This is a genomic window from Nocardioides dubius, from assembly GCF_039528155.1.
GTDB classification, from domain to species: Bacteria; Actinomycetota; Actinomycetes; order Propionibacteriales; family Nocardioidaceae; genus Nocardioides; species Nocardioides dubius.
In genome coordinates, this window is sequence record NZ_BAAALG010000013.1 from 226,950 (window position 1) to 248,221 (window position 21,272).

Genomic DNA, 21,272 nt, shown 5'->3' on the forward strand with positions numbered 1-21,272 from the left:
ATGCCGCCGCGGCCGCCGTGGTCTCCGGCCAGGCCGACTGTGTGGTCGCCTACCGCGGCATGTCGCAGGCGGACACCGGACGTCTCGGCTACGCGAAGTACTACTTCGACAACCACTACCTGCCGCACGGCGCGGCGACGCCTGCGCACGTCTGCGCGCTGCGCACCCAGCGGCTGCTGGAGCACGACGGCGTTCCACGCAGCGCGATGCGCAACCTGGTGCTGGCTGCCTATGCCCATGCCCAGCAGAACCCTGAGGCGGCGGCGTACGGCAAGCCGCTCGACGAGGCGGGCTATGACGCCGGCCGGGCGATCGTCGAGCCGTTCCGGCTCTGGGACTGCTCGCGGGAGAACGACGGCGCCGCGGCGGTGCTGGTGGTCTCCGCCGAGCGCGCCCGCCGACTCGGCGTTCCTGCCGCCTACATCCTGGCCGGCGCCCAGGGGGCTCCGGGCGGCTATTCGTCGCGCAACGACTCGGAGTCGGCCGAGACCTACATCTCGGCCGGGTTCGCGGCCGGACCCCGTGGCGTCGGGGTCGCGGACCGGCTCTGGCGCTCGGCCGGCGTCAAGCCGTCCGAGGTCGACGTGGTCCAGGTCTACGAGAACTTCAGCGGCCCTGCCGTCGCCTCGCTGATCGACCACGGGCTGTGCCCGCCGGGCCCGGCGGCGGGGGAGTTCATGACGGTGGCGAACCTGACCGCACCGGGTGGCCGGCTCCCGGTCAACACCGCCGGCGGCAACATCGCCGACTCCTTCATCAACGGGATGGGGATGGCCGTCGAAGCGGTCCGGCAGCTGCGCGGCACCTCGACCAACCAGGTGGACGGCGCGGCTACGTCGCTCTTCATCGGCGGGCCGATGGCGCCGCTGGTCTCCTCCGTGCTGTTCGGAACAGCGGAGACCCTGTGATGCACGAGGAAAGGGAGGGTGGGCGATGAGCCTCACCACGCGTGATGAGGTCTATCTGGACGGCAGCTGGGTCACCCCGGCCGGGTCCGAGCGGGCCGCCGTGATCGAGGCCGCGACCGAGCAGCAGCTGGGCACCGTGGCGATGGCCTCCGTCGAGGACGTCGACCGCGCCGTGGCGTCCGCACGCCGTGCGCTGAGCGGGCCCTGGGCGGCGCTCGCGCCTGCGGAGCGTGCCGAGCTGGTGGGCGCCTTCGCCCGCGAGCTGCGCGCACGGGCCGCGCAGACGGCGGAGCTGGTCAGCCGCGAGAACGGGATGCCGATCGCGCTCTCGCAGATCGTCAACGGGATGGCGCCGTACGCGATCACCCGGCTGTACGCGCATCTGGCCGGCGGGCTTGGCGGTCGCGATGAGCGGCCGAGTCCGACCGGCGGGCGGACCCTGGTGGTGCGCGAGCCGGTCGGGGTGGTCGCCGCGGTGACGCCCTGGAACTACCCGCAGGCTCTGGCGATCATGAAGATCGCACCGGCCCTGGCTGCGGGATGCAGCGTCGTCTTCAAGCCGCCGCCGGAGACCGCCCTCGATGCGCTGTTGATCGCCGATGCCGCCGAGGCGGCCGGTCTTCCTCCGGGCGTGCTCAACGTGCTCCCAGGAGGGCGCGAGGTGGGCGCCCACCTGGTCGCGCATCCCGGCGTCGACAAGGTGGCCTTCACCGGCTCCACCCTTGCTGGCAAGGCGATCGGCGAGGTGGCCGGGCGCCTGCTGCGTCCGGCCAGCCTGGAGCTCGGCGGCAAGTCCGTCTCCTTCCTGCTCCCCGACGCCGACCTGGCGCTGTTCGCCGGCAAGCTCGCCGAGATCTCGCTGCCGAACAACGGCCAGACCTGCCATGCGGCGACCCGCATCCTGGCGCCGCGCTCGCGCTACGCGGAGGTGGTCGAGGCGGTGACCGAGACCGTGGCCGCGCTGCGGGTCGGCGATCCGCTCGACCCGGGCACGCAGATCGGTCCGCTGGTCTCCCGGATGCAGCAGGAGAAGGTGCTCGGCTATGTGGACAAGGGTCGTGGCGAGGGGGCTCGGCTGACCACCGGTGGGGCGCGTCCCGAGCGGCCGGGCTGGTTCGTCGAGCCGACCGTCTTCGCCGAGGTGGACAACGACATGGCGATCGCCCGCGAGGAGATCTTCGGGCCGGTCCTGTGCGTGATCCCCTACGGTGACGTGGAGGAGGGCATCGCGATCGCGAACGACTCCGACTTCGGCCTCGGCGGCGTGGTCTGGACGGCGGACGAGGAGCGGGGTGTCGAGGTCGCGCAGAGGGTCGAGACCGGCACGATCGGCGTCAACCACTATGAGCTGCACATCAACGCGCCGTTCGGTGGGGTGAAGGAGAGCGGGCTCGGGCGCGAGCTCGGGCCGGAGGGCCTGGAGCCGTACCTGCGGCACCGCTCGATCTACCTGTCCTGAGCATGCAGAAGGAGGGCCGCCCGAGCGGGCGGCCCTCCTTCTGTCGCCCGGATCAGCGGAGCAGGTCCTTGGCGACGATCTCCATCATGATCTCGTTGGCGCCGCCGTAGATCCGCTGGACGCGGGCGTCGACGAAGGCGCGGGCGACCGGGTACTCGAGCATGTAGCCGTAGCCGCCGTGCAGCTGCACGCCGGTGTCGATCACGTCGTGCTGGAGCTGGGTGGCCCAGGCCTTGGCCTTGGCGGCGTCGACGGGGGTGAGGTCGCCGGTGTTGTGCAGCCGGATGCAGCGGTCGACGTAGGCCCGCGAGACCTCGACGGCGGTGCGCAGGTGGGCCAGGTCGTGGGCCGGCTTCTGGAAGTCGGCCAGCCGCTGTCCGAAGGCCGTGCGCTCCTTGACGTAGCTGATCGTCCAGTCGAGGACGGCCTCGGCCGAGGCCTGCCCGGCGATCGCGATCCCGAGCCGCTCCAGCGGCAGGCTCTGCTTGAGGTAGCTCAGGCCGGCGCCGATCTCGCCGAGCACGTCGGCGTCCGGGACGAAGACGTTGTCGAAGAAGAGCTCGGCCGTGTCCTGGGCGACCAGTCCCACCTTGTCGAGCTTGCGGCCGCGGGTGAACCCGGGGGCGCCGTCGGGGACCACGAAGAGGCTGAACGACTCGTCGGTGCGCGCGAAGACGATCACCAGGTCGGCAAGGATGCCGGAGGTGATGAAGGTCTTGCTGCCGGTGATCCGCCAGCCGCCGTCCGCGCGGGTGGCCTTGGTCTGGATGCCGCGCAGGTCGCTGCCGGCCCCGGGCTCGGTCATCGCGATCGCGCCGATCGTGGCGCCGGTGACGAACCCGGGCAGCCAGCGGGTGCGCTGCTCGTCGTTCGCGTGCCGCAGCAGGTAGTTGAGCACGATGTCGTCGTTGGTCGAGAAGCCGGACTGGAGGGCGGATGCCCCGGCCCGGGCGATCTCGAACTGGAGGACGGCGCGGTAGCGGTAGTCGGTCTCGCCGGGGCCGCCGTACTGCTCGGGAACGGCCAGGCCGAGCAGGCCCTGGCGGCCGGCCTCCAGCCAGGTCTCACGGTCGATCTCGCGCTGCTCGTTCCAGCGGTCGAGGTGGGGCTCGACCGAGCGGGTCACGAACTCGCTCACGACGCCGCGGTAGGTCTCGTGGTCAGCCTCGAAGAGGTCGCTCTGCATGGGGTCTCCTTCGCAATAATCTATCGACAATAGATTATTGCGAAGATGGGTGCGCGCGCCAGGGGCGACGGCAGGGAATCAGGCCTCGGGGGCGTTGGCCAGGCCGAAGTGCGAGACGCCCAGCAGGTAGCTGCGGATGGCGCCCTCGTAGATCTGGCGTGCGTTGAGCTGGTTGGCGTCGCTGGCCACGGTCAGCACGGGGTGGGTCTCCGGGTCCGCGTGCTCGAAGCGCACCCGGGCGCGCGACGGCGGCCGCATTGCCTCGGTCAGCGTGGCGCCGAGGGAGAACTTCTCCAGTCCGTCCAGGATCTGCACCAGCTGGGAGTCGGGGACGCCGCACTCGCGCAGGTAGCCGGCGGCCTCCTCGTAGAGCTCGGTGAGGGCGTCGCGCGGCAGCATCTGCAGCAGGATCGGCGCTGCGCGGCGATGCTTCAGGACAGCGGTGCGGAAGTTCAGGCTCAGCTGGGTGAACCATTCCTGCCAGTCTCCGCTGCGCGACTTGGGTGGCAGTTGGGTGCCGGCCACGACGGTCTTGGCGACCTCGGCCAGGATCTCGTTCTTGTCGCTGAAGTGGTGGTAGAGCGACGGCGCCTTGACGTTCAGCTCGCGCGCGAGCCGGGGCAGGCTCAGGCCCTCGGGGCCGTCCTCGTCGATGATCCGAAGCGCAGCTTGGATGGTCGCCTCCCTGCTGATCAGGGGGGTGCTCGGGCGAGCCATGGACTCCACTCCTACGGGCGGCTGGCGGATGGTGCGACGAGGCAGGATTGCCGCGGTGCGAGCGCCGGGCGGCGCGCTGGCGACAAGGGTACCGGCTGAACGTCGTCGTGCTCGGTCTTTCGTGACGCTCGGCGGACGCGTCGATCCGGTCAAAAACTAGTGGTGTAAGTTTTTGTCATGTCGACTGATCGGATGGTGGGACTCTCCTGGGCCGAGCGGATCGGCGTCCCGGAGTCGTTCGCCCTTGCTGGCCTGGAGATGGACCCGGCTCGGCTTCCGGGTGGCACCGGCTGGGGTGAGCTCGCCGGCGAGCTTCGCGGGTATCTCGACGCACTCGTCGGGGTCGACCCGCCCGCCGACCTGGTGAGCGAGATGGCCGAGCAGCTGCGATCCTGGCGTGAGCGGCTGGCTGCGGCGCGCGTTCCGGAGCGGGACCAGCCGTGGGGGCATCGCGTCGACCTGCCGGCACGCGGTCAGGCGCTCGCGCCCCATGTCGAGATGCTGGATCGCGGTGACGACTGGCTGGAGGCCACCGTCGTCTTCGGGCGGTTCCATCTCGGTGGGCACGATGCCGTCCACGGTGGAGCGGTGGCGCTGCTCTTCGACGAGGTGCTGGGGCGCTTCAGCGACACCCACGGGCGCCCGGCGGCGCGCACCGTCAGCCTCGACGTCGCGTTCCGCGCGGTCACCCCGCCTGAGCGTGAGCTCCGGCTGAGGGTCTGGTTCGAGCGTGAGCACGGCCGCAAGCGCCAGCTGCACGGCGAGCTCCGGGACGGCGACGTGGTCTGCGCCGAGGCGCGGGCGCTCTTCATCGTGCTGCGCCCGGACCAGGGCTGAGGCAGCCGGCCCGGCGCGCACGAAGGCCGGTGGGGTGCGCGCCGGCTGCGGGTTCGGCTACCGGTTCGGCTGCCGGGCGTGAGCGACCCCGGCAGCGAGCAGCGCTGCGATCCGCTGCTCGTCCCAGCCCAGGACGTCGCCCAGCACCTCCGCGGTGTGCTCGCCGGCGACGGGGGCCGGGCGCATCGGCAGGTCGGGCAGGGCGCTGAACGCGGCGCTGCTGTTCTCGGCGGGCAGGGTGTGCTCGAGCGCGGGATGGGTCATCGGCCGGTAGCTGGCGCGATGGATCAGCTGCGGGTCGTGCGCGATCTGGTCCAGGCGCTGCATGGCGGCGGCGGGGACCCCGGCGGCCTGGAGCTTCTCCATCGCCTCCTGTGGCGGCAGGGAGCGGGCCCAGGCGGCGACGGCGGCATGCAGCTCGTCGCTCGGTCCGATCGCCGTCCCGGCCCAGCCGATGACGCCGGCCAGTGCGGCGAGCTCGTCGGGGGTGCGGGCCTCGATCAGGCACCACTCGTCGTCGCCGTCGGCAGGGAAGAGGTCGCCGAAGAGCTCGCGGTCCCGGTTGCCCTGGGGGCGCACCGATCCTGGGGCCAGCGACTCCTGCGCGGCGAAGGCGGCGAGCTGGTGCAACACCACCTCCGACTGGGCCAGCTCGATCCGCACCCCATGGCCACTCTGCTCGCGATCGAGCAGGGCCGCGAGCACGCAGAGGGCTCCGGCCTTGGCAGCAACGTGATCGGGGTAGACGGTGACGCCGTCCCAGCACTCCGTCTCGCCGGCGCGGTACTTCCAAAGGCTCGAGATCCCACAGGCGGCGCGGACCAGGGGGCCGTAGCCCAGGCGCCGGGCCCAGGGGCCGCGCGAGCTGAAGGCGGCACTCTCCACGACGATGATCCGCGGGTTGATCGCGCTCAGGGTCGCGTGGTCGATGCCTAGTGAGGTCAGCGTTCCGGGCTTGAAGTTCGAGAGCACGACGTCGCTGTGCCGAGCCAGCTCGCGGAAGACGGCCTTGCCCTCCTCGCTGCGCAGGTCCAGGCCCAGGCTGCGCTTGTTGCGCTGGCCCCAGGCGAAGGAGGCGTTCATCGACTCGCCGTTGCGGGTCTGGCGCAGGCCGTCGGGGAACGCCTGACTCTCCACCTTGATCACGTCGGCGCCGAAGTCGGCCAGGGCGCGCCCGATCTCCGCGCCGAAGACGATGACGCCGAGGTCGAGGACCCGGACGCCGCTGAGCGGAAGCTCTCCCGAAGCCCCTGCGCCGCGTGGTGCCCGGCTGTCGTCGCGTGGCGGCCAGAGGGCGGTGCGCAGTGCGCGGGGCCCGCCGTCGATCCCGAGCCGGGCGCCGTCGATGTCGGCGAACCCCACCGGCAGTCGGCTCGACAGACCGGGCGCCAGCTCGACCTCGCCGATCGCCCCGGTGGCCAGGAAGTGTGGGCTGTCCAGTGCCTCGCCCAGGCTCAGCACCTGGGCGAGGGGAACGCCGAGTGAGGCGGCCTGCTCGACCAGCTCGGCTCCGGTGCGCTCGCGGAAGTGGGCGACGATCAGGGCGTCGAGTCGATCGGAAGCCGCAACGCGGGCGGCGATCGAGGCGAACTTCGGGTCCGCGAACTCGGCCGGGCGGCCCAGCCACTCGAACATCCCGGCCCACTGCCGTGGCGAGAGCAGGCAGAGGCGCACGGCGCCGTCGGCACACGGGTAGATCGGGTAGGAGTCGGCCGGCGGGCGGTCGCGCCGGATCTTGCCGGACCGCCCCGCGGCGGCCGATCCCTGGACTCCGTAGGCAGGGTCCAGGCCGGTGGCCACGGCCTCGAGGTGGGCGATGTCGACGAGCTGGCCGGCGTCGCTGCGCAGACGCTGGACGTGCGCGATCAGGGCGGCGTAGGCCATCTGGGTCGCGGCACTCGCCTGGGCGATGCCGGCCGGCGGCAGGAGCGGCGCATCGCCGGGGCGCCCCGAGCGGGAGAGTGATCCGCTGAGTGCCAGCAGAGTGTTCGGTGTGGCCTGCCACCCGGCGCGTGGGCCGCTGCGCCCGAACGGGGAGGAGTCGACGACGACGAGTCGGGGGTGGCGCGCCCGCAGGGCATCTGCCTCCAGGCCCAGGCCGCTGGCCGGTGAGCAGAAGGCGATGTCGGCGCCGGCGAGCAGGCGGTCGAGCTCGTCGTCGGCGAGTCCGGTTCCGATCTGCTTGCCGGCATTGCGCACCAGGTAGGGGAGCGAGTGTCCGTCGTGCAGCGGCGCCTCGCTGCGGGTCGGCGCGCCCTGAGCGGGCTCGACCTTGATGGTCTCGGCGCCGAGGTCGCTGAGCAGGCGGGCGGCGGCCTCGCCGACGGCGTCGGCAAGGTCGAGCACGCGAAGGTGGCGCAGGGGGCCGCGCTGCGGGGCGTTGTCAGACATGGAGCTCCTCCTCGGTTGCGGGCTATAATCTAATGACAATCGGTTTATTGCAATGGGGAGTTCCATGGATGACGCGAAGCGGGTTGGCGAGGTGGCGCAGGTCGCCGTCGAGGTGGCGGGGGCGATCGGGCGGATCGTGCTGACCCGTCCGGAGCGCGGCAATGCGGTCACCGTGCAGTCGTGCGTGGAGCTCGTCGACGCGCTCGATCGACTCGACGGTGACGACGAGGTCGCGGTGATCCTGCTGCAGGCGCAGGGCAGGAACTTCTGCGTGGGTGCAGATCTGGAGGAGGGCTTCCAGAGTGAGGGGCGCGCGTGGAGCCCGCAGTTCACGGCCTTCGTCGAGCGCTTCGGCCTGGTCGACGGCGTGCCGCGCGACCCGGGCGGCGTCGTCACGCTGCGGATCGCGGCGCTGCGCAAGCCGTTGGTGGTCGCAGTGCAGGGCGCGGCGGTCGGAGCCGGTGCCTCGATGCTGCTGCCGTGCGACATCCGGGTGATCGCGGACGACGCCCGGATCGGCTTCGTCTTCGCCAAGCGGGGCATCGCCTCCGAGTCGCTGGCGAGCTGGCTGCTGCCGCGGGTGGTCGGGCCGACCCGAGCGCTGGACTGGGTGCTGACCGGGAGGCTGGTTCCGGCTGCGGAGGTCGAGGCCGCGGGCCTGGCCACCCACGTGGTGCCGCGCGAGGACGTGCTGGCCCGGGCCGAGGCGATCGCCGTCCAGATCGCCGAGGGCACCTCGCGGGTCGCGGCCGGCGTCGCCCGCCAGCTGATCTGGGGGATGCTCGGCGAGCAGTCCCCGTGGGAGGCCCACCGGATCGAGTCGCAGGTCGTCTGGCAGGCGGCCTCGGGTGCGGATGTCGCCGAGGGCGTCGCCTCCTTCCTGGAGAAGCGAGCGCCGCAGTTCCCGCTGCGCGTGCCCTCGGACTATCCCGACTACGTCCCGCCCTGGCCCGGTGCCCGTCCAATGTGACCTCAGCGTCGGGAATTGCCAGCTTTCTGAGCGCTGAGGTCACATTGAGCTAGAAGCTGGTCAGGCCGCCGTCCACGGTCAGCGTGGTGCCGGTGACGTAGCTCGATGCGGGGCTGGCCAGGAAGAGCATCGCGGGGTCGAGCTCGTGCTGCTCGCCGAAGCGCCGCATCATGCTGAGCTGCTCCACCATCTCGCCGATCGCCTCGCTGCCCGACGCCGTCATCTCCGAGGCGAAGTACCCCGGGCAGAGGGCATTGACCCGGATGCCCCGGCGTGCCCATTCGCCGGCGAGATCGCGGGTCAGGCCGATCACTCCGGCCTTGCTGGCGGCATAGGCGGCCTGCGGGAATCGGGGCGCGGCCAGGCCGAGGATGCTTGCCACGTTGACGATCGAGCCTCCCTCGCTCATCGAGCGGGCGCAGGCGCGCGCCATCCAGAAGGCGCCGTTCAGGTTGACGTCGATCAACCGCCGGAACCCGTCGTCGGTCTCCTTCAGTGCCGAGACGGCGGAGCCGAGGCCGGCGTTGTTGATCAGGGCGTCGATCCGGCCGAAGCGCTCGAGGGCGGCGGCGGCGACCGCGTCGCACTCGCTGGATCGGGCCACGTCGGCCACCACCACCTGCACGGCGCTGCCGGTGGCTCGCAGCTCGTCGGCGAGCGCTTCCAGGCGGTCGCCGCGGCGGGCGGCGAGGACCAGGTCGGCGCCGGCGCCCGCGAGGCTGCGGGCGAAGCCGACGCCGAGCCCGCTGCTGGCTCCGGTGACGATCGCCGTCCGCCCGTCCATCCGGAATGCGTCGAGGGTGCCCATGGAGGTCTCCTTGTCATCGAGCTTTTACCTAACTACGTTAGGTAACCGTATCCGAACAGGGCTATGCCAGGGGAAGAAGGGATGTGTTGCGATGGAGATCGCTCGGTCGATGCGGGTGGTTGCCCGCGAGGAGGTGGCGCGCGACGTCGTCGCCCTGGGTCTGGAGTCGGTGGACGGCTCGCGGATGCCGCCCTGGGCGCCGGGCGCGCACATCGAGCTTGCTGGGCCCGACGGACTCCGGCGCCAGTACTCGCTGTGCGGGGAGCCGGTGGGGGATCGATGGCAGGTCGCCGTGCTGCGCGCGAACCAGGGTCGCGGTGGCTCGCAGTGGGTGCATGAGTCCCTGGTGCCCGGGGCCACGGTCGAGGTGCGCGGCCCGCGCAACCACTTCGAGCTGGTCGAGGCCGAGGAGTACCTGCTGGTGGCAGGTGGCATCGGGATCACGCCGATCCTGGCGATGGCCCGCGTGCTCGCCGCGCGTGGCGCCTCCTGGCAGGTCGCCTACGGCGGCCGCTCGCGGGCGACGATGGCCTTCGTGGACGAGCTGGCGGCGATCGCCGGGGAGCGCCTGACGCTCTGGCCCGAGGAGGAGGCCGGACTGATCGACCTGGCGGCGGTGTTGGGGGAGCCGCGGGCGGGGCGGGCGATCTATGTCTGTGGCCCGGAGCCGCTGATCGCCGCGGTCGAGCAGGCGGCGCAGGGGCGTGGCGAGACGGTGCACTCCGAGCGGTTCTCCGCCACGGTCGATCGGGCCGGTGATGCCTTCGAGGTGCAGATCGCCTCGACCGGGCAGGTGGTAACGGTGCCGGCCGGCGGGGACCTGATCGACGCGCTCCAGGAGGCGGGGGTCGGTGTCGAGTTCAGCTGCCGCGAGGGCACCTGCGGGACCTGTGAGACCGGCGTCCTGGGCGGCGTTCCCGAGCATCGCGATGCGGTGCTGAGCGAGGAGGAGCGGGCGGCCAATGACGTGATGATGCCGTGCGTGAGCCGCTGCCTGGAGGGGCCGTTGGTGCTCGATCTGTGAGCGCCGGGGCCCGATCGACCGCGATTCCTAATTCTTTTAGGTTTACTGTTGACAGTGACCGCGATCACGCAGTAGAACTCTCTCTACCTAAGGCTTTTAGTTTTCTCTGACATCCCGGTCTCGACTCGGCGAGATGTGAACAAGGAGCAACCGATGACTGCAACGATCGGCGCGGCCCTCGACTGGTGGGCGCGTTCCCAGCCTTCCTCGCCGGCCTTCGCGTTCGCCGAAGAGACGCTGGACTACGCCACCGTCGAGAGCTGGTCGAGCCGGGTGGCTCGCCGCCTGGTCGAGCAGGGCGTGGCCGAGGGGGACCGGGTCGGCCTGATGGGCGGCAACTCCGTCCCGTGGCCGATCGCTGCGCTCGGCGTGATGAAGGCGGGAGCGGTGCTGGTGCCGCTCAACCCGCGCTTCAAGCCGGCCGAGCTGCGCAAGGTGCTCGACGACTCCGGTGCACAGGTGGTGATCGCCGACGAGCCGTTCATCGCCACCGTTGAGGCGGCCGCCGGCCTCGGTGCCCCGGTCAAGCCGGTCGGCTTCGCCGAGATCCGGGCAGCCCGGGCGGGTGAGCCGGACGACTTCCGCATCGACCGCGGCGCCGACGACCCGATCGCGATCATCTTCACCAGCGGCTCCACGGGCCTGGCCAAGGGCGTCGTGCTGACCAACCGGACCCTGATGAGCATCGTCTTCGAGGCATCGCTGACCGAGGACGGCTTCCATCGTGGATCGACCTCGATCCTGGTGCTGCCGCTGGCCTTCACCCCGGGTCTGGTCTGGGGGATGCTGATGACCACCGTGCTCGGCGGCAAGATCGTGATCGAGAGCGAGCTCGTTCCGGGCCGCGCGGTCAGGTTGATCGAGGAGCACAAGGTCGAGGCGATCTTCGGTGTGCCGCTGGTCTACCAGGCGCTGAGCTCCGCGCCCGAGTTCGCCGATGCGGACCTCTCCTCGTTGCGTACCGCGGTGGTCGGCGGCGCTGCGGTTCCGGTTCCGCTGCTCGAGGCCTGGGCTGCCAAGGACGTCGCGTTGCGCCAGATCTACGGGATGACCGAGGCCGGCGGGATCGCCACCTCGACCCTGGTCTCGGAGTTCCGCGAGCACCCCGGAAGCTGTGGCTCCGGGCTCATCTTCACGCGGGTCAAGGCGGTCCGTCCGGACGGCACCGACTGTGACCCGGGCGAGCGCGGCGAGCTGGTGATCGCCGGTCCCGGCGTCACTCCCGGCTACTGGGAGGCGCCGGAGGTCAACAAGGACGTCTTCCGCGGCGGCTGGCTGCACACCGGCGACCTCGGCACCGTGGACGGCGAGGGGCGGGTCGCGTTCGTGGACCGGCTCAAGGACCTGATCATCACCGGCGGCATCAACGTCTCGCCGGTGGAGCTGGAGCTGGCCATCGCTGCGCTTCCCGGTGTGGCGGAGTGCTCGGTGATCGCGGCCCCCGACCCGAAGTTCGGCGAGACTCCGGCGGCGATCATCACCGCCCAGGGCGAGCTCACCGAGCAGCACGTGGTCGAGCAGCTCGCCCAGGTCGTCGCCGACTACAAGGTGCCGCGCTACGTCGTGCTGCGCGACGAGCCGCTGCCCCGCCTGCCCAACGGCAAGATCAGCAAGACCGAGATCCGCGCCGAGTACGCCGACCTGGTCGACCGATTCCCGAGGATCGGCTGACCCATCAGACTTGCGCGGCTCCCCGACGAGAGCCCTCACTCCCCAGGGGAGCCGCGCAATACCAGGATTCAGTGAGGACTCCATGACGACTGCCGTCTCCGATCCGGCCACCGTGCACTACCAGGTGCGCAACCGGGTCGCGATCATCACGATCGAGCGTCCCGAGGCGATGAACGCCGTCAACGGCGCGGTCTCGACCGGGATCGGCACTGCCTTGAGCAGCGCCGACGCCGACCCGGAGGTGCGCGCGGTCGTGCTCACCGGCTCGGGCCGGGCCTTCTGCTCGGGGGCGGACCTCAAGGCGCTGTCGCGCGGCGAGGACATCATGGCCGCCGGTCATCCGGAGTGGGGCTTCGCCGGCTGGGTGCAGCATCGGGTCACCGTGCCGACCATCGCTGCCGTCAACGGCTTCGCGCTGGGCGGCGGCACCGAGCTGGTGCTCGCCGCGGATCTGGCCGTGGCCGACCCGGCGGCGACCTTCGGTCTTCCGGAAGTGCGCCGGGGCCTGATCGCGGCGGCGGGAGGCGCGATCAGGCTGCCTCGGCAGCTGCCCTACAAGGTGGCCATGGAGCTCGCTCTGACCGGTGCCTCGATCGATGCCGAGACCGCCCGCGACCTGGGGCTGATCAACCGCGTCTGCGAGCCCGGTGCCGTGCTCAAGGCCGCAGTGGAGCTGGCCGAGCGGATCGCCGCCAACGCGCCGTTGGCGGTGGCCGAGACCAAGCGGGTGATCCAGGAGACGGCGGCGCTGGGCTCCAGCTGGGACGAGGAGTCCTGGCGGATCAGCGACCAGGCCATGCGGCGCGTCGTCCGCTCCGAGGACTTCGCCGAGGGCACGGCGGCCTTCGCCGCGAAGCGTCAGCCCCAGTGGAGGGGTCGGTGACCGAGCATCAGTTGGTCCGCGGCCTCGAGCGCCTGGTCATCGTCGGCGGTTCGTTGGGGGCCGCCCGCGTGGCCGAGGAGGCGCGCCGGCTCGGCTTCGAGGGCTCCATCGTGATCATCGCCGAGGAGCCGGTCGCGCCCTACGACAGGCCGCCGCTGAGCAAGCAGTACCTGACCGATGCCGCGGTCCCCGACCTCGGTCTGATCGACGTCGAGACGCTGGGGGTCAGCCTGTTGACCGGCAACCGGGCGGTCTCCCTCGACACCCGCAACCGCCGGGTGCACACCACTGCCGGCGAGGTCGAGTACGACGCTCTGGTGATCGCCACCGGAGCGATCCCGCGCCAGTTCGACCTCGGCGCCGACCTGGCCGGCGTCACCAACCTGCGCACGTTGCAGGACGCCCGCCGGGTTCGCGATGCGCTCCAGCCGGGGGCCCAGGTGGTGGTGATCGGTGCCGGATTCATCGGCGGCGAGGTGGCCTCCAGCGCTCGGGCGCGCGGGGCGTCGGTGACCATGGTCGAGGTCCAGGAGCTGCCGCTGGTCAATGCCGTCGGCAGCCTGGTCGCGGAAAGGCTCGCACTGTTGCACCGGCAGTACGACGTCGACCTCCGTACCCGGACCAGGGTGCGCGAGCTGGTCGGCGAGAAGCGGGTCGAGAAGGTGGTCCTCAACGACGGCACCCGGGTGGCCGCGGACCTGGTCGTGGTCGGGATCGGCGTGGAGCCGAACACCGGCTGGCTGCGAGGCTCCGGCGTCGCGGTCAGCGACGGGGTGGCCTGCTCGCCGTACCTGGAGAGCACGGTCCCCGGCGTCTATGCGGTCGGCGACGTCGCGCGCTGGGTGAACCCGTGGAGCGGCCACTCCACGCGGATGGAGCACTGGACTGCGGTGGGCGAGCAGGCGGCGGCGGTGGCCCGCAACGCCTTGACCACCGATCGTCGTCCCTGCAGCGTCGTCCCCTACTTCTGGTCGGAGTGGTACGGCCACAAGCTCCAGCTGCTCGGCGAGTTCGCCGAGGAGACCGAACTCTACGGCGACCCGGAGCCGACCGCGCCCTTCCTGGCGCAGTACCGCTACGACGGCAACGTCGTCGGCGCCTTCGCGCTGGACCGGACCGGACCGCTGATGAAGCTGCGTGGGGCGATCACCGAGCGCGTCTCGTGGGAGTCGCTGCTGGCCGCCCGGGCGCGCGCCGCCCGCTAGCGCTGGCGCAGGCCGGGCCGACGCGCCGGCCGATAAATCTTATGAAGTTAGTTTTATTGAGGAGGTTCTGGAATGTCTGAGGCGGTACGGCCGCGCGGGTCCGACGCGGTGAGTGTCGACCGGGAGGCGCGGATCCGGCGGGCACTGGAGCATCTGCGGCAGGAGACCACGGATCAGTTCGAGACGCCGGTCTACTTCGCGCCGGGCGAGTTCACCGACCCCGAGCTCGCCGAGCGGGAGCGGGACCTGGTCTTCGGGCGGGTCCCGTCGATCGTCGCGCACAGCTCGGAGATCCCGAACACCTACGACTACAAGGCGCTCAGGCTCCCGCGCAACAACGTGATCCTGTCCCGCCAGCGGGACGGAAGCGTCAAGGCGCTGGTGAACCTGTGCCGGCACCGTGGTGCGATGCTCGAGGAGGAGGGGTGTGGCAAGCGCCGGCTCTTCTCGTGCCCCTATCACCGGTGGTCCTATGACATCGACGGTTCGCTGCGCACGATCACCCGGGACACCACGGTCGGAGAGTTCGACCGCTCCCAGCTGGGCCTGGTGGAGCTTCCGTGCGAGGAGCGCCATGGCTTCATCTGGCTGATCGACCGGCCTGGTGCCCAGATTGACGTCGCCGCCTGGCTCGGCGAGGAGATGGACGCGATCCTGGCCGGCTACGACCTGGGTGAGCTGCTGTGCGTGCGCTCGGAGGGCTTCGAGGAGCCGGTGAACTGGAAGCTGATGCAGGATGCGTTCCTGGACGGCTACCACATCCAGTACGCGCATCCGAACACTGCCGGGAAGATCATCCACACCAACGTGATGGCCTTCGAGGACTTCACCAACCACTGCCGCTTCGTCGCTCCGCGCAAGACGATCGACCGGTTCCTCGAGGAGGACCCGGGGGAGCAGAGCCTGGTCGACTACGTGACCGAGACGCACTTCCTCGGTCCGAACGTGACCCTGCTCAAGCAGCCCGACCACTTCCAGCTGCTCACCTTCAGGCCGCACCACGAGGATCCTGCGCGCTCGATCATGGAGATGCGGTTGATCGTGCCGTCCGCCGAGCGGGCCGGGATGGACCCGGAGCGGTGGACCCGGCTCTGGGACAAGAACTGGCAGATCCTGATCGCGGTGCTCCACGAGGAGGACTTCCCGGTGCTGCGCAACTCGCAGAAGGCGATGGCGAGCAAGGACGGCGGCCAGATGGTGCTCGGGCGCAACGAGGTGGCCAACCAGCTGTTCCGGCGGATGCTCGACGGCTTGCTCGAGGCGGACGCCGGAGCATGATCACCTGGTCGTGGAGGGACCGGCTCGAAGGTGACGACGCGGTCGAGGTGGCCGCCCTTCTTGCCGAGTCGGTGGACTATGACGCGGAGGCCGGTTTCTCCACGGCCCGGCCCGACGCGCCCGCGTCCGGGGCGGTGCACCACCTGGTGGTCACCATGCCGCCGGCAGGTTCGCGGGGCAGTGCCGAGCTGGATCGGCTGCCGGATGTGCGCGTGGTCGCCTACCTGCGCCTCGATCGCGACGGCGCGACGGCGCAGGCCGAGCTCGTGGTGCGTCCGGCCTTCCGTTCGCGGGGGATCGGCACCCTGCTCCTGGAGCAGCTGGCCCTCGCCCCGGACGGCTGGGCGAGCATGCCCGGCCTGGTCACCCTCGAGGGCTGGTCGCACGGTGCTCATCCCGCGGCCGATCGGATGCGCTCGCGCTTCGGCGGCGTCGTCGAGCATGCGGTCTTCAAGACCCTGCGTCCGTTGGGTGGATCGCGACCCTTCGTAGCGCCGGTGGCGGCCATCCGGGAGAGCGCTGCGCCCGAGGCCGTGACGGAGCTGGTGCCGGGGCATCGGGCTGCGATGGCGCCGGGGGAGCTGGCCACGCTCGGGCTGGTGCGGACCGTGATCGCCCTGGAGGAGGGGGAGGGCTCGGCCCTGCTGGGCTGGGATCCGGGTGGCGCTGGGGAGCAGGTCGCGACGCTGACCGTGCTCCCCGGCGAGGGCGGGTCCCGCACCGCGTTGCGTGAGCTGACCGTTCAGGCGCTGCTGGTGCTCCAGGGTGCGGGGGTCCGGATGGTGCAGGCCTATGTCGATGCGCTGGACGACGTCGCGGTCTCGGTCGCGCGCGAGCTCGAGTTCGTGCACGACCAGAGCGATCTGCGCTATCGGCTCGCGCTCGGCTGACGCGATGCTCGGTCTCGACAGGCTCGAGCACCGCGGCTTCGTGATGGAGATCACCGAAAACCGTTGACGCAATTAATCTAACGCAATAAGGTTTTACGAAAGCAGGCTCCGCCCTCTTCTGGTGGCCGAGCCCGAACCTGTGCCCGAGAGGGAATCGAATGCGCACCTTCAACAACTTCGTCGACGGCGCCTGGGTCAAGGCCGAGGGCGTCATCGAGGTGGACGACCCGTCCACCGGCGAGCTCATCGGCCTGGTGCCGGACGCCGGTCAGGCCGAGGTGGATGCCGCGGTCGCCGCCGCGCGCCGGGCCTTCGACGGCCCGTGGTCACGGCTCACGCCGGCGGACCGGGCGGACGCGTTGCGCCGCCTGGCGAGCGCGCTCGAGAGCCGCTTCGACGAGCTGATCGACGAGATGATCGTGGACACCGGCGCCACCGCGCGCTTCTGTCCGATGCTGCAGGTGGGATCGCCGCTGGCGCACCTGCGGGACTTCGCCGAGATGGCGCCGCTGCTGGCCGAGCCGGAGAGCTTCCCCCTCGACACCAACCCGTCGTTCGGGCAGTGGGAGCTGCACCGCGAGCCGGTCGGCGTCGTGGCCGCCTTCACGCCCTACAACTTCCCGCTCTTCATGTGCGTGTGGAAGATCGCCCCCGCGCTGCTGGCCGGCAACACGGTGGTGCTCAAGCCGTCGCCGCTGACGCCGGTCGGTCCGGACGCGCTGGCGCAGGCGGCGATCGACGCCGATCTGCCGCCCGGCGTGATCAACGTGATCCACGGGGATCGCACCGCCGGCCAGGCTCTGGTCGCGCACCCGGACGTCGATCTGGTCAGCTTCACCGGCAGCACCGCGGTCGGCGCGCAGATCATGGCGGCGGCTGCGGCCACCACCAAGGAGGTCATCCTGGAGCTCGGCGGAAAGTCGCCGGCCCTGATCCTCCCCGACGCCGATGCCGAGGCTGCCGTCCGCGGCACCCTGTTCAGCAGCATGATGCACGCCGGCCAGGCCTGCGTGGCGACCACCCGGATGCTCGTTCCCGACAGCCGCTACGACGAGTTCGTGGCGCTGCTGGAGGAGCGCGGCAAGGTGATCAAGGTCGGTCCGGCCGCCGACTACGAGTCCGACATCGGCCCGGTGATCTCCGAGGCCGCCCGGGCGCGCGTGGAGAAGATCGTCGCAGCCTCGCTGGAGGCGGGTGGACGGATGCTGGTCGGCGGCGAGCTGCCGGCCGGTCTGCCCGAGGGGGGCCACTACGTCGCCCCGACCGTGCTGGTGGACCTCGACAATGCGAACCCGGCCGCCAGCGAGGAGATCTTCGGCCCGGTGCTCTCGGTGATCCGCTACTCCACGGTCGAGGAGGCGATCGCGATCGCCAATGACACTCCCTACGGTCTGGCCGCTGCGGTCTGGGGCACGGACCTGGTCGAGGCGCGCCGGGTGGCGCGGCAGATCCGTGCCGGACTCACCTGGGTCAACGATGCGGCGGTGGCCGACGTCAAGCGGACCCCGCTCTCGGGCCGGGGGATGAGCGGTGTCGGCGCGGAGAACGGCAAGGACGGCCTCTTCGCCTACACGAAGGTGCGCAGTCTCTACACCGCCCTCGACAACAACCTCGACGCCCGCGCGTACGGCGTCGTCGGAAGTGAGTGGGACTGAGATGGCACAGGCGCTGAAGGCGACGGTGGACCTGTCGGTGTGCAACGGCCACGGGCGTTGCTACATGACGGCACCGGAGATCTTTGACTGCGACGACGACGGCTACCCCGTCGTCCTCGGTGAGGCGACGACGGATCAGCAGATCGCCGATCTCACCCGAGCAGTGAACAACTGCCCCGAACAGGCCGTGAGCACCGCACCCGTCGGGTGAGGTCGCCCGAAGACAAGGAACCTGCCATGACTGAGCTGAAGGACTTCTCGAGTCCCGAGATCCAGCGCGACTTCGACATCCACGAGCACGACCCTGCAGCCATCGAGGCTGTCTACGACACCTATGCCGACATGCGTGCGAAGTGCCCGGTGGCGCACTCGCCGAAGTACGGCGGTCACTTCATCGCAACGACGTACGACGACATCCATGACATCGTGCGCGACGCGGGCGTCTTCTCCAGCCGGGTGATCAACGTTCCTGACTCGATCGGTCAGGACGGGGAGATGATCCCGATCCAGATCGACCCGCCGGACCACACGAGCTACCGCGCCATCATCAACCCGCTCTTCTCGCCGAAGCGGATGCGTGACCTCGAGCCGCAGATCCGGGCCATCGTCACCGAGCTGCTCGACAAGATGCTCACGGAGCCGAAGGTCGACTTCGTCGATGCCTTCGCCCGGGAGTTCCCCAGCCAGGTCTTCCTAGCGCTGATGGGCTGGGACCTGGCCGACGCGCCGAAGCTCAATCACTGGGTGGACATGATGGTCCTCGGCAAGCCGGGAGCCTCGGAGGAGGAGAACGAGGCCATTCGCGAGCAGGCGGGCATGGAGGTCTATGCCTACTTCGCCGAGATGGTCGACGAGCGCATGGAGAACCCGGGTGATGCCGAGGACATCACCCAGATCTTGATGAGCTCGCAGTTCGAGGGCCGCGATCTCACGCAGTTCGAGATCCTCAACATCCTGCTGCTGTTCATGATCGGTGGCCTGCACACCGTGCAGGGCCAGCTGGCGCACACCGTCATCTACATGGCCCAGAACCCGGAGGTCCGTCGCCAGCTGGTGAACGACCTGGACCTGGTCCCCACTGCTGTGGAGGAGATGCTGCGCTACGAGTCGGCGGTCTGCCCGGCTCGCGAGGTCACCGAGGACACGGTGGTCAACGGCGTCCAGCTGAAGGCCGGGGACAAGATCCTGATCCCGTTCGCCGCCGCCAACCGCGACCCGGAGAAGTTCGACGACCCGGACACCGTGGACCTCACCCGGGAGCCGAACCCGCACCTGGCCTTCGGCGCCGGCAACCACCGCTGCGTGGGTTCGCACCTGGCCCGCCTCGAGCTGCGGGTCGCGTTCGAGGAGATCCACACCAGGATGCCGGACTACCGCCTCGACCCCGAGGACCTGCCGGAGCGGCACCTGAGCCAGGTCAAGGGCGTCGTTCGACTGCCGCTGATCATCGGCGAATCGCTCTAGCACCCGATCAGACAGCCGGCGCTCGCTGGCTCGAGACGTCAGAAGAGGAAGGAAACCAACATGGCAGTAAAGCTCGGCAGCGTGGAGTTCTACGAGGCGATGGGCGAGGCGCTCAACGCCGACCCGGTCTGGGCCGAGAAGGGCTCGAAGATCGACTTCGACATGGCCTACAAGTACGAGGCCCCGGTCGAGGGCCAGTTCTTCGTCTCCTTCGACAAGGGGCGCGTGGTCGCCGTCCGGGAGGCCTCGCAGGAGGATCTCGACTCGGCGGACTTCATGATCAGCGGCTCCAGCGACGTCTGGCGCGGCTGTTTCGACGGCAGCATCAACCCCACCGTGGCGATGACCCGGGGCAAGCTCCGGGTACGCGGCAAGATGGCGCAGATGCTCAAGAACATGCCTGCGTTCATGTACATCCAGGAGACGATGGGCAAGATCGAGTTCGAGTGATCTGAGCCTGCTCGACACGCACCGGCGACCGCGTGGTCGCCGGTGCGCGCCGGTCGTCGATGACCCCGTGACGGGACCCCGTCGCGGGGTCTGCGCATTTTAGTGGCGCGCGCCGAAAAACGAAGACCATTAGGTATTGACATGGATCACATCCCCGCACAGACTAACGCCGTTAGATAAGTCGGCTGGGCCGGCATGGTTCTCAGAAAGGACGACGCGGATGAAGTCGCGAGCAGCGGTTCTCATGGAGGCACCGGGCAAGTGGGAGGTGATCGACGTCGAGGTCGATGACCCGAAGGAGTTCGAGGTCCTCGTCCGCTTCAAGCACGCCGGCCTGTGCCACTCCGACGACCACTACGCCAAGGGTGACGTGCCTGCCATGGCCTACCCGTTCTGCGGTGGCCACGAGGGTGCCGGCGTGATCGAGAAGGTCGGCCCCGGCGTCCGGGACCTCCAGGTCGGCGACCACGTCGTCGCGGCCTTCATCCCCGGCTGTGGCCGGTGCACCTGGTGCGCCCGCGGCCAGCAGCAGCTGTGTGACAACGGCGCCTACATGATGCTCGGCACCCAGCTGGACGGGACGTTCCGGATCCACACCGAGGACGGCCGTGACGTCGGTCAGTGCTCGCTGGTCTCCACCTTCTCCGAGTACAGCGTGCTCCCGGAGTGGGGCTGCATGAAGATCGACAAGGACATCCCGCTCGCCACCGCCGCGCTGGTCGGCTGTGGCGTGCCGACCGGGTGGGGCTCGGCGGTCAACGCGGCCGCGGTCCAGCCCGGCCAGGTGGTGATCGTGATGGGTGTCGGCGGCATCGGCATCAACGCCGTCCAGGGCGCCAAGTTCGCGGGCGCCTCGCGGATCATCGCCGTCGACCCGGCACCGTTCCACCGCGAGAAGGCGCTGGAGTTCGGTGCCACCGACGCGTTCGAGAACATGCAGCAGGCCACCGACCTCGCCCAGGCTCTCACCAATGGCCAGGGTGCCGACTCGGCGATCGTCACGGTCGGCGTGGTCACCGGCGAGCATGTCGCCGAGGCCTTCGCCTCGATCCGCAAGGCGGGCACCGTGGTGCTGACCAGCATGGGCAACGTCGTCGAGTACGGCATCCCGGTCAGCCTCTTCGAGCTGGCGATGTACCAGAAGCGGATCCAGGGCTCGCTGTTCGGCATGATGCAGCCCACGCGCGCCGTCGAGGACCTGCTGCGCTACTACCGCGAGGGTCACCTCAAGCTCGACGAGCTGATCACCCGGCGCTACAGCCTGGACGAGATCAACCAGGGCTACGAGGACATGCACGCCGGGGTCAACCTCCGCGGCGTCATCGACTTCTGAGCCGCGGCGGACCGCCGTTCTCGGGCGGCGGAAAAACCGACAACTTATCGGTTCTTGGCCGTAACCCGGCGCCGACCGGGCCGTTTTCCACTGTGAGGGCGGCCACAGGAGGCGGGCGCACTCGGGAGGGCTCGGGAGGGCCG

Annotated in this window: 19 protein-coding genes; 15 read left to right on the top strand and 4 right to left on the bottom strand. The window is 70.2% G+C overall.

The genetic code is table 11. The features are described from left to right. Both ABD151_RS18250 and ABD151_RS18255 read left to right on the top strand, forming a co-directional pair. On the top strand, positions 1-908 hold a 908-nt coding region (locus tag ABD151_RS18250; RefSeq protein ID WP_343996243.1), incomplete at its 5' end, for a thiolase C-terminal domain-containing protein. Positions 909-933: 25 nt separating this feature from the next. After that, positions 934-2,367, top strand: a complete 1,434-nt coding sequence (locus tag ABD151_RS18255) for an aldehyde dehydrogenase (protein WP_343996244.1) — start codon at positions 934-936, stop codon at positions 2,365-2,367. 52 nt (positions 2,368-2,419) lie between these two features. On the opposite strand, the gene ABD151_RS18260 is transcribed toward ABD151_RS18255, so the two are convergent. Together ABD151_RS18260 and ABD151_RS18265 are read right to left on the bottom strand one after the other, a co-directional pair. After that, the gene (locus ABD151_RS18260) at positions 2,420-3,553 is read right to left on the bottom strand and encodes an acyl-CoA dehydrogenase family protein (RefSeq protein WP_343996245.1); all 1,134 of its coding nucleotides are present in this window, start codon (positions 3,551-3,553) and stop codon (positions 2,420-2,422) included. A 78-nt stretch (positions 3,554-3,631) separates the two neighbouring features. Further along, positions 3,632-4,270: a TetR family transcriptional regulator gene (locus tag ABD151_RS18265; protein ID WP_343996246.1), complete on the bottom strand. Its 639-nt coding sequence runs from the start codon at positions 4,268-4,270 to the stop codon at positions 3,632-3,634. 177 nt (positions 4,271-4,447) lie between these two features. Here ABD151_RS18265 and ABD151_RS18270 point away from each other — a divergent pair, with 177 nt between their 5' ends. Next, positions 4,448-5,107 (top strand): PaaI family thioesterase, encoded by a 660-nt coding sequence (locus ABD151_RS18270; RefSeq protein WP_343996247.1) that lies wholly within the window; start codon positions 4,448-4,450, stop codon positions 5,105-5,107. A gap of 57 nt (positions 5,108-5,164) precedes the next feature. Here ABD151_RS18270 and ABD151_RS18275 read toward each other — a convergent pair whose 3' ends face one another. Continuing rightward, complete coding sequence (locus tag ABD151_RS18275) at positions 5,165-7,498, bottom strand: CaiB/BaiF CoA-transferase family protein (protein WP_343996248.1); 2,334 nt, start codon at positions 7,496-7,498, stop codon at positions 5,165-5,167. Positions 7,499-7,562: 64 nt separating this feature from the next. Between ABD151_RS18275 and ABD151_RS18280 the strand changes: the two genes are divergently transcribed. After that, complete coding sequence (locus tag ABD151_RS18280; RefSeq protein WP_343996250.1) at positions 7,563-8,468, top strand: enoyl-CoA hydratase-related protein; 906 nt, start codon at positions 7,563-7,565, stop codon at positions 8,466-8,468. 49 nt (positions 8,469-8,517) lie between these two features. On the opposite strand, the gene ABD151_RS18285 is transcribed toward ABD151_RS18280, so the two are convergent. Beyond that, the gene (locus tag ABD151_RS18285; protein WP_343996251.1) at positions 8,518-9,276 is read right to left on the bottom strand and encodes an SDR family NAD(P)-dependent oxidoreductase; all 759 of its coding nucleotides are present in this window, start codon (positions 9,274-9,276) and stop codon (positions 8,518-8,520) included. A gap of 91 nt (positions 9,277-9,367) precedes the next feature. On the opposite strand from ABD151_RS18285, the gene ABD151_RS18290 reads away from it, so the two are divergent. From ABD151_RS18290 to ABD151_RS18340, 11 genes are all read left to right on the top strand, one after another. Further along, positions 9,368-10,300: a PDR/VanB family oxidoreductase gene (locus ABD151_RS18290; protein WP_343996252.1), complete on the top strand. Its 933-nt coding sequence runs from the start codon at positions 9,368-9,370 to the stop codon at positions 10,298-10,300. 153 nt (positions 10,301-10,453) lie between these two features. Beyond that, positions 10,454-11,971, top strand: a complete 1,518-nt coding sequence (locus tag ABD151_RS18295) for a class I adenylate-forming enzyme family protein (RefSeq protein ID WP_343996253.1) — start codon at positions 10,454-10,456, stop codon at positions 11,969-11,971. Between the two features lie 82 nt (positions 11,972-12,053). Continuing rightward, entirely contained in the window at positions 12,054-12,854 is an 801-nt protein-coding gene (locus ABD151_RS18300; protein WP_343996254.1) for a crotonase/enoyl-CoA hydratase family protein, read from the top strand. Further along, positions 12,851-14,059: an NAD(P)/FAD-dependent oxidoreductase gene (locus tag ABD151_RS18305; RefSeq protein ID WP_343996255.1), complete on the top strand. Its 1,209-nt coding sequence runs from the start codon at positions 12,851-12,853 to the stop codon at positions 14,057-14,059. The genes ABD151_RS18300 and ABD151_RS18305 overlap by 4 nt, the downstream gene beginning before the upstream one ends. Before the next feature lie 72 nt (positions 14,060-14,131). Continuing rightward, positions 14,132-15,337 carry an aromatic ring-hydroxylating oxygenase subunit alpha gene (locus tag ABD151_RS18310; protein WP_343996256.1) on the top strand — a complete coding sequence of 402 codons (1,206 nt, stop codon included), beginning with the start codon at positions 14,132-14,134 and terminating at the stop codon, positions 15,335-15,337. After that, positions 15,334-16,227 carry a GNAT family N-acetyltransferase gene (locus ABD151_RS18315; protein ID WP_343996257.1) on the top strand — a complete coding sequence of 298 codons (894 nt, stop codon included), beginning with the start codon at positions 15,334-15,336 and terminating at the stop codon, positions 16,225-16,227. Before ABD151_RS18310 ends, ABD151_RS18315 begins: the two co-directional genes overlap by 4 nt. Positions 16,228-16,385: 158 nt before the next feature. Then, positions 16,386-17,882, top strand: a complete 1,497-nt coding sequence (locus ABD151_RS18320) for an aldehyde dehydrogenase family protein (RefSeq protein WP_343996258.1) — start codon at positions 16,386-16,388, stop codon at positions 17,880-17,882. Position 17,883: 1 nt separating this feature from the next. Then, a complete protein-coding gene (locus tag ABD151_RS18325; RefSeq protein WP_343996259.1) occupies positions 17,884-18,093 on the top strand; it encodes a ferredoxin in 210 nt (69 codons plus the stop codon). Between the two features lie 26 nt (positions 18,094-18,119). After that, positions 18,120-19,346 carry a cytochrome P450 gene (locus ABD151_RS18330; RefSeq protein ID WP_343996260.1) on the top strand — a complete coding sequence of 409 codons (1,227 nt, stop codon included), beginning with the start codon at positions 18,120-18,122 and terminating at the stop codon, positions 19,344-19,346. 60 nt (positions 19,347-19,406) lie between these two features. After that, positions 19,407-19,796 (top strand): SCP2 sterol-binding domain-containing protein, encoded by a 390-nt coding sequence (locus ABD151_RS18335; protein ID WP_343996261.1) that lies wholly within the window; start codon positions 19,407-19,409, stop codon positions 19,794-19,796. A 220-nt stretch (positions 19,797-20,016) separates the two neighbouring features. Then, the gene (locus tag ABD151_RS18340; RefSeq protein WP_343996262.1) at positions 20,017-21,129 is read left to right on the top strand and encodes an NDMA-dependent alcohol dehydrogenase; all 1,113 of its coding nucleotides are present in this window, start codon (positions 20,017-20,019) and stop codon (positions 21,127-21,129) included. Positions 21,130-21,272 lie beyond the last annotated feature (143 nt).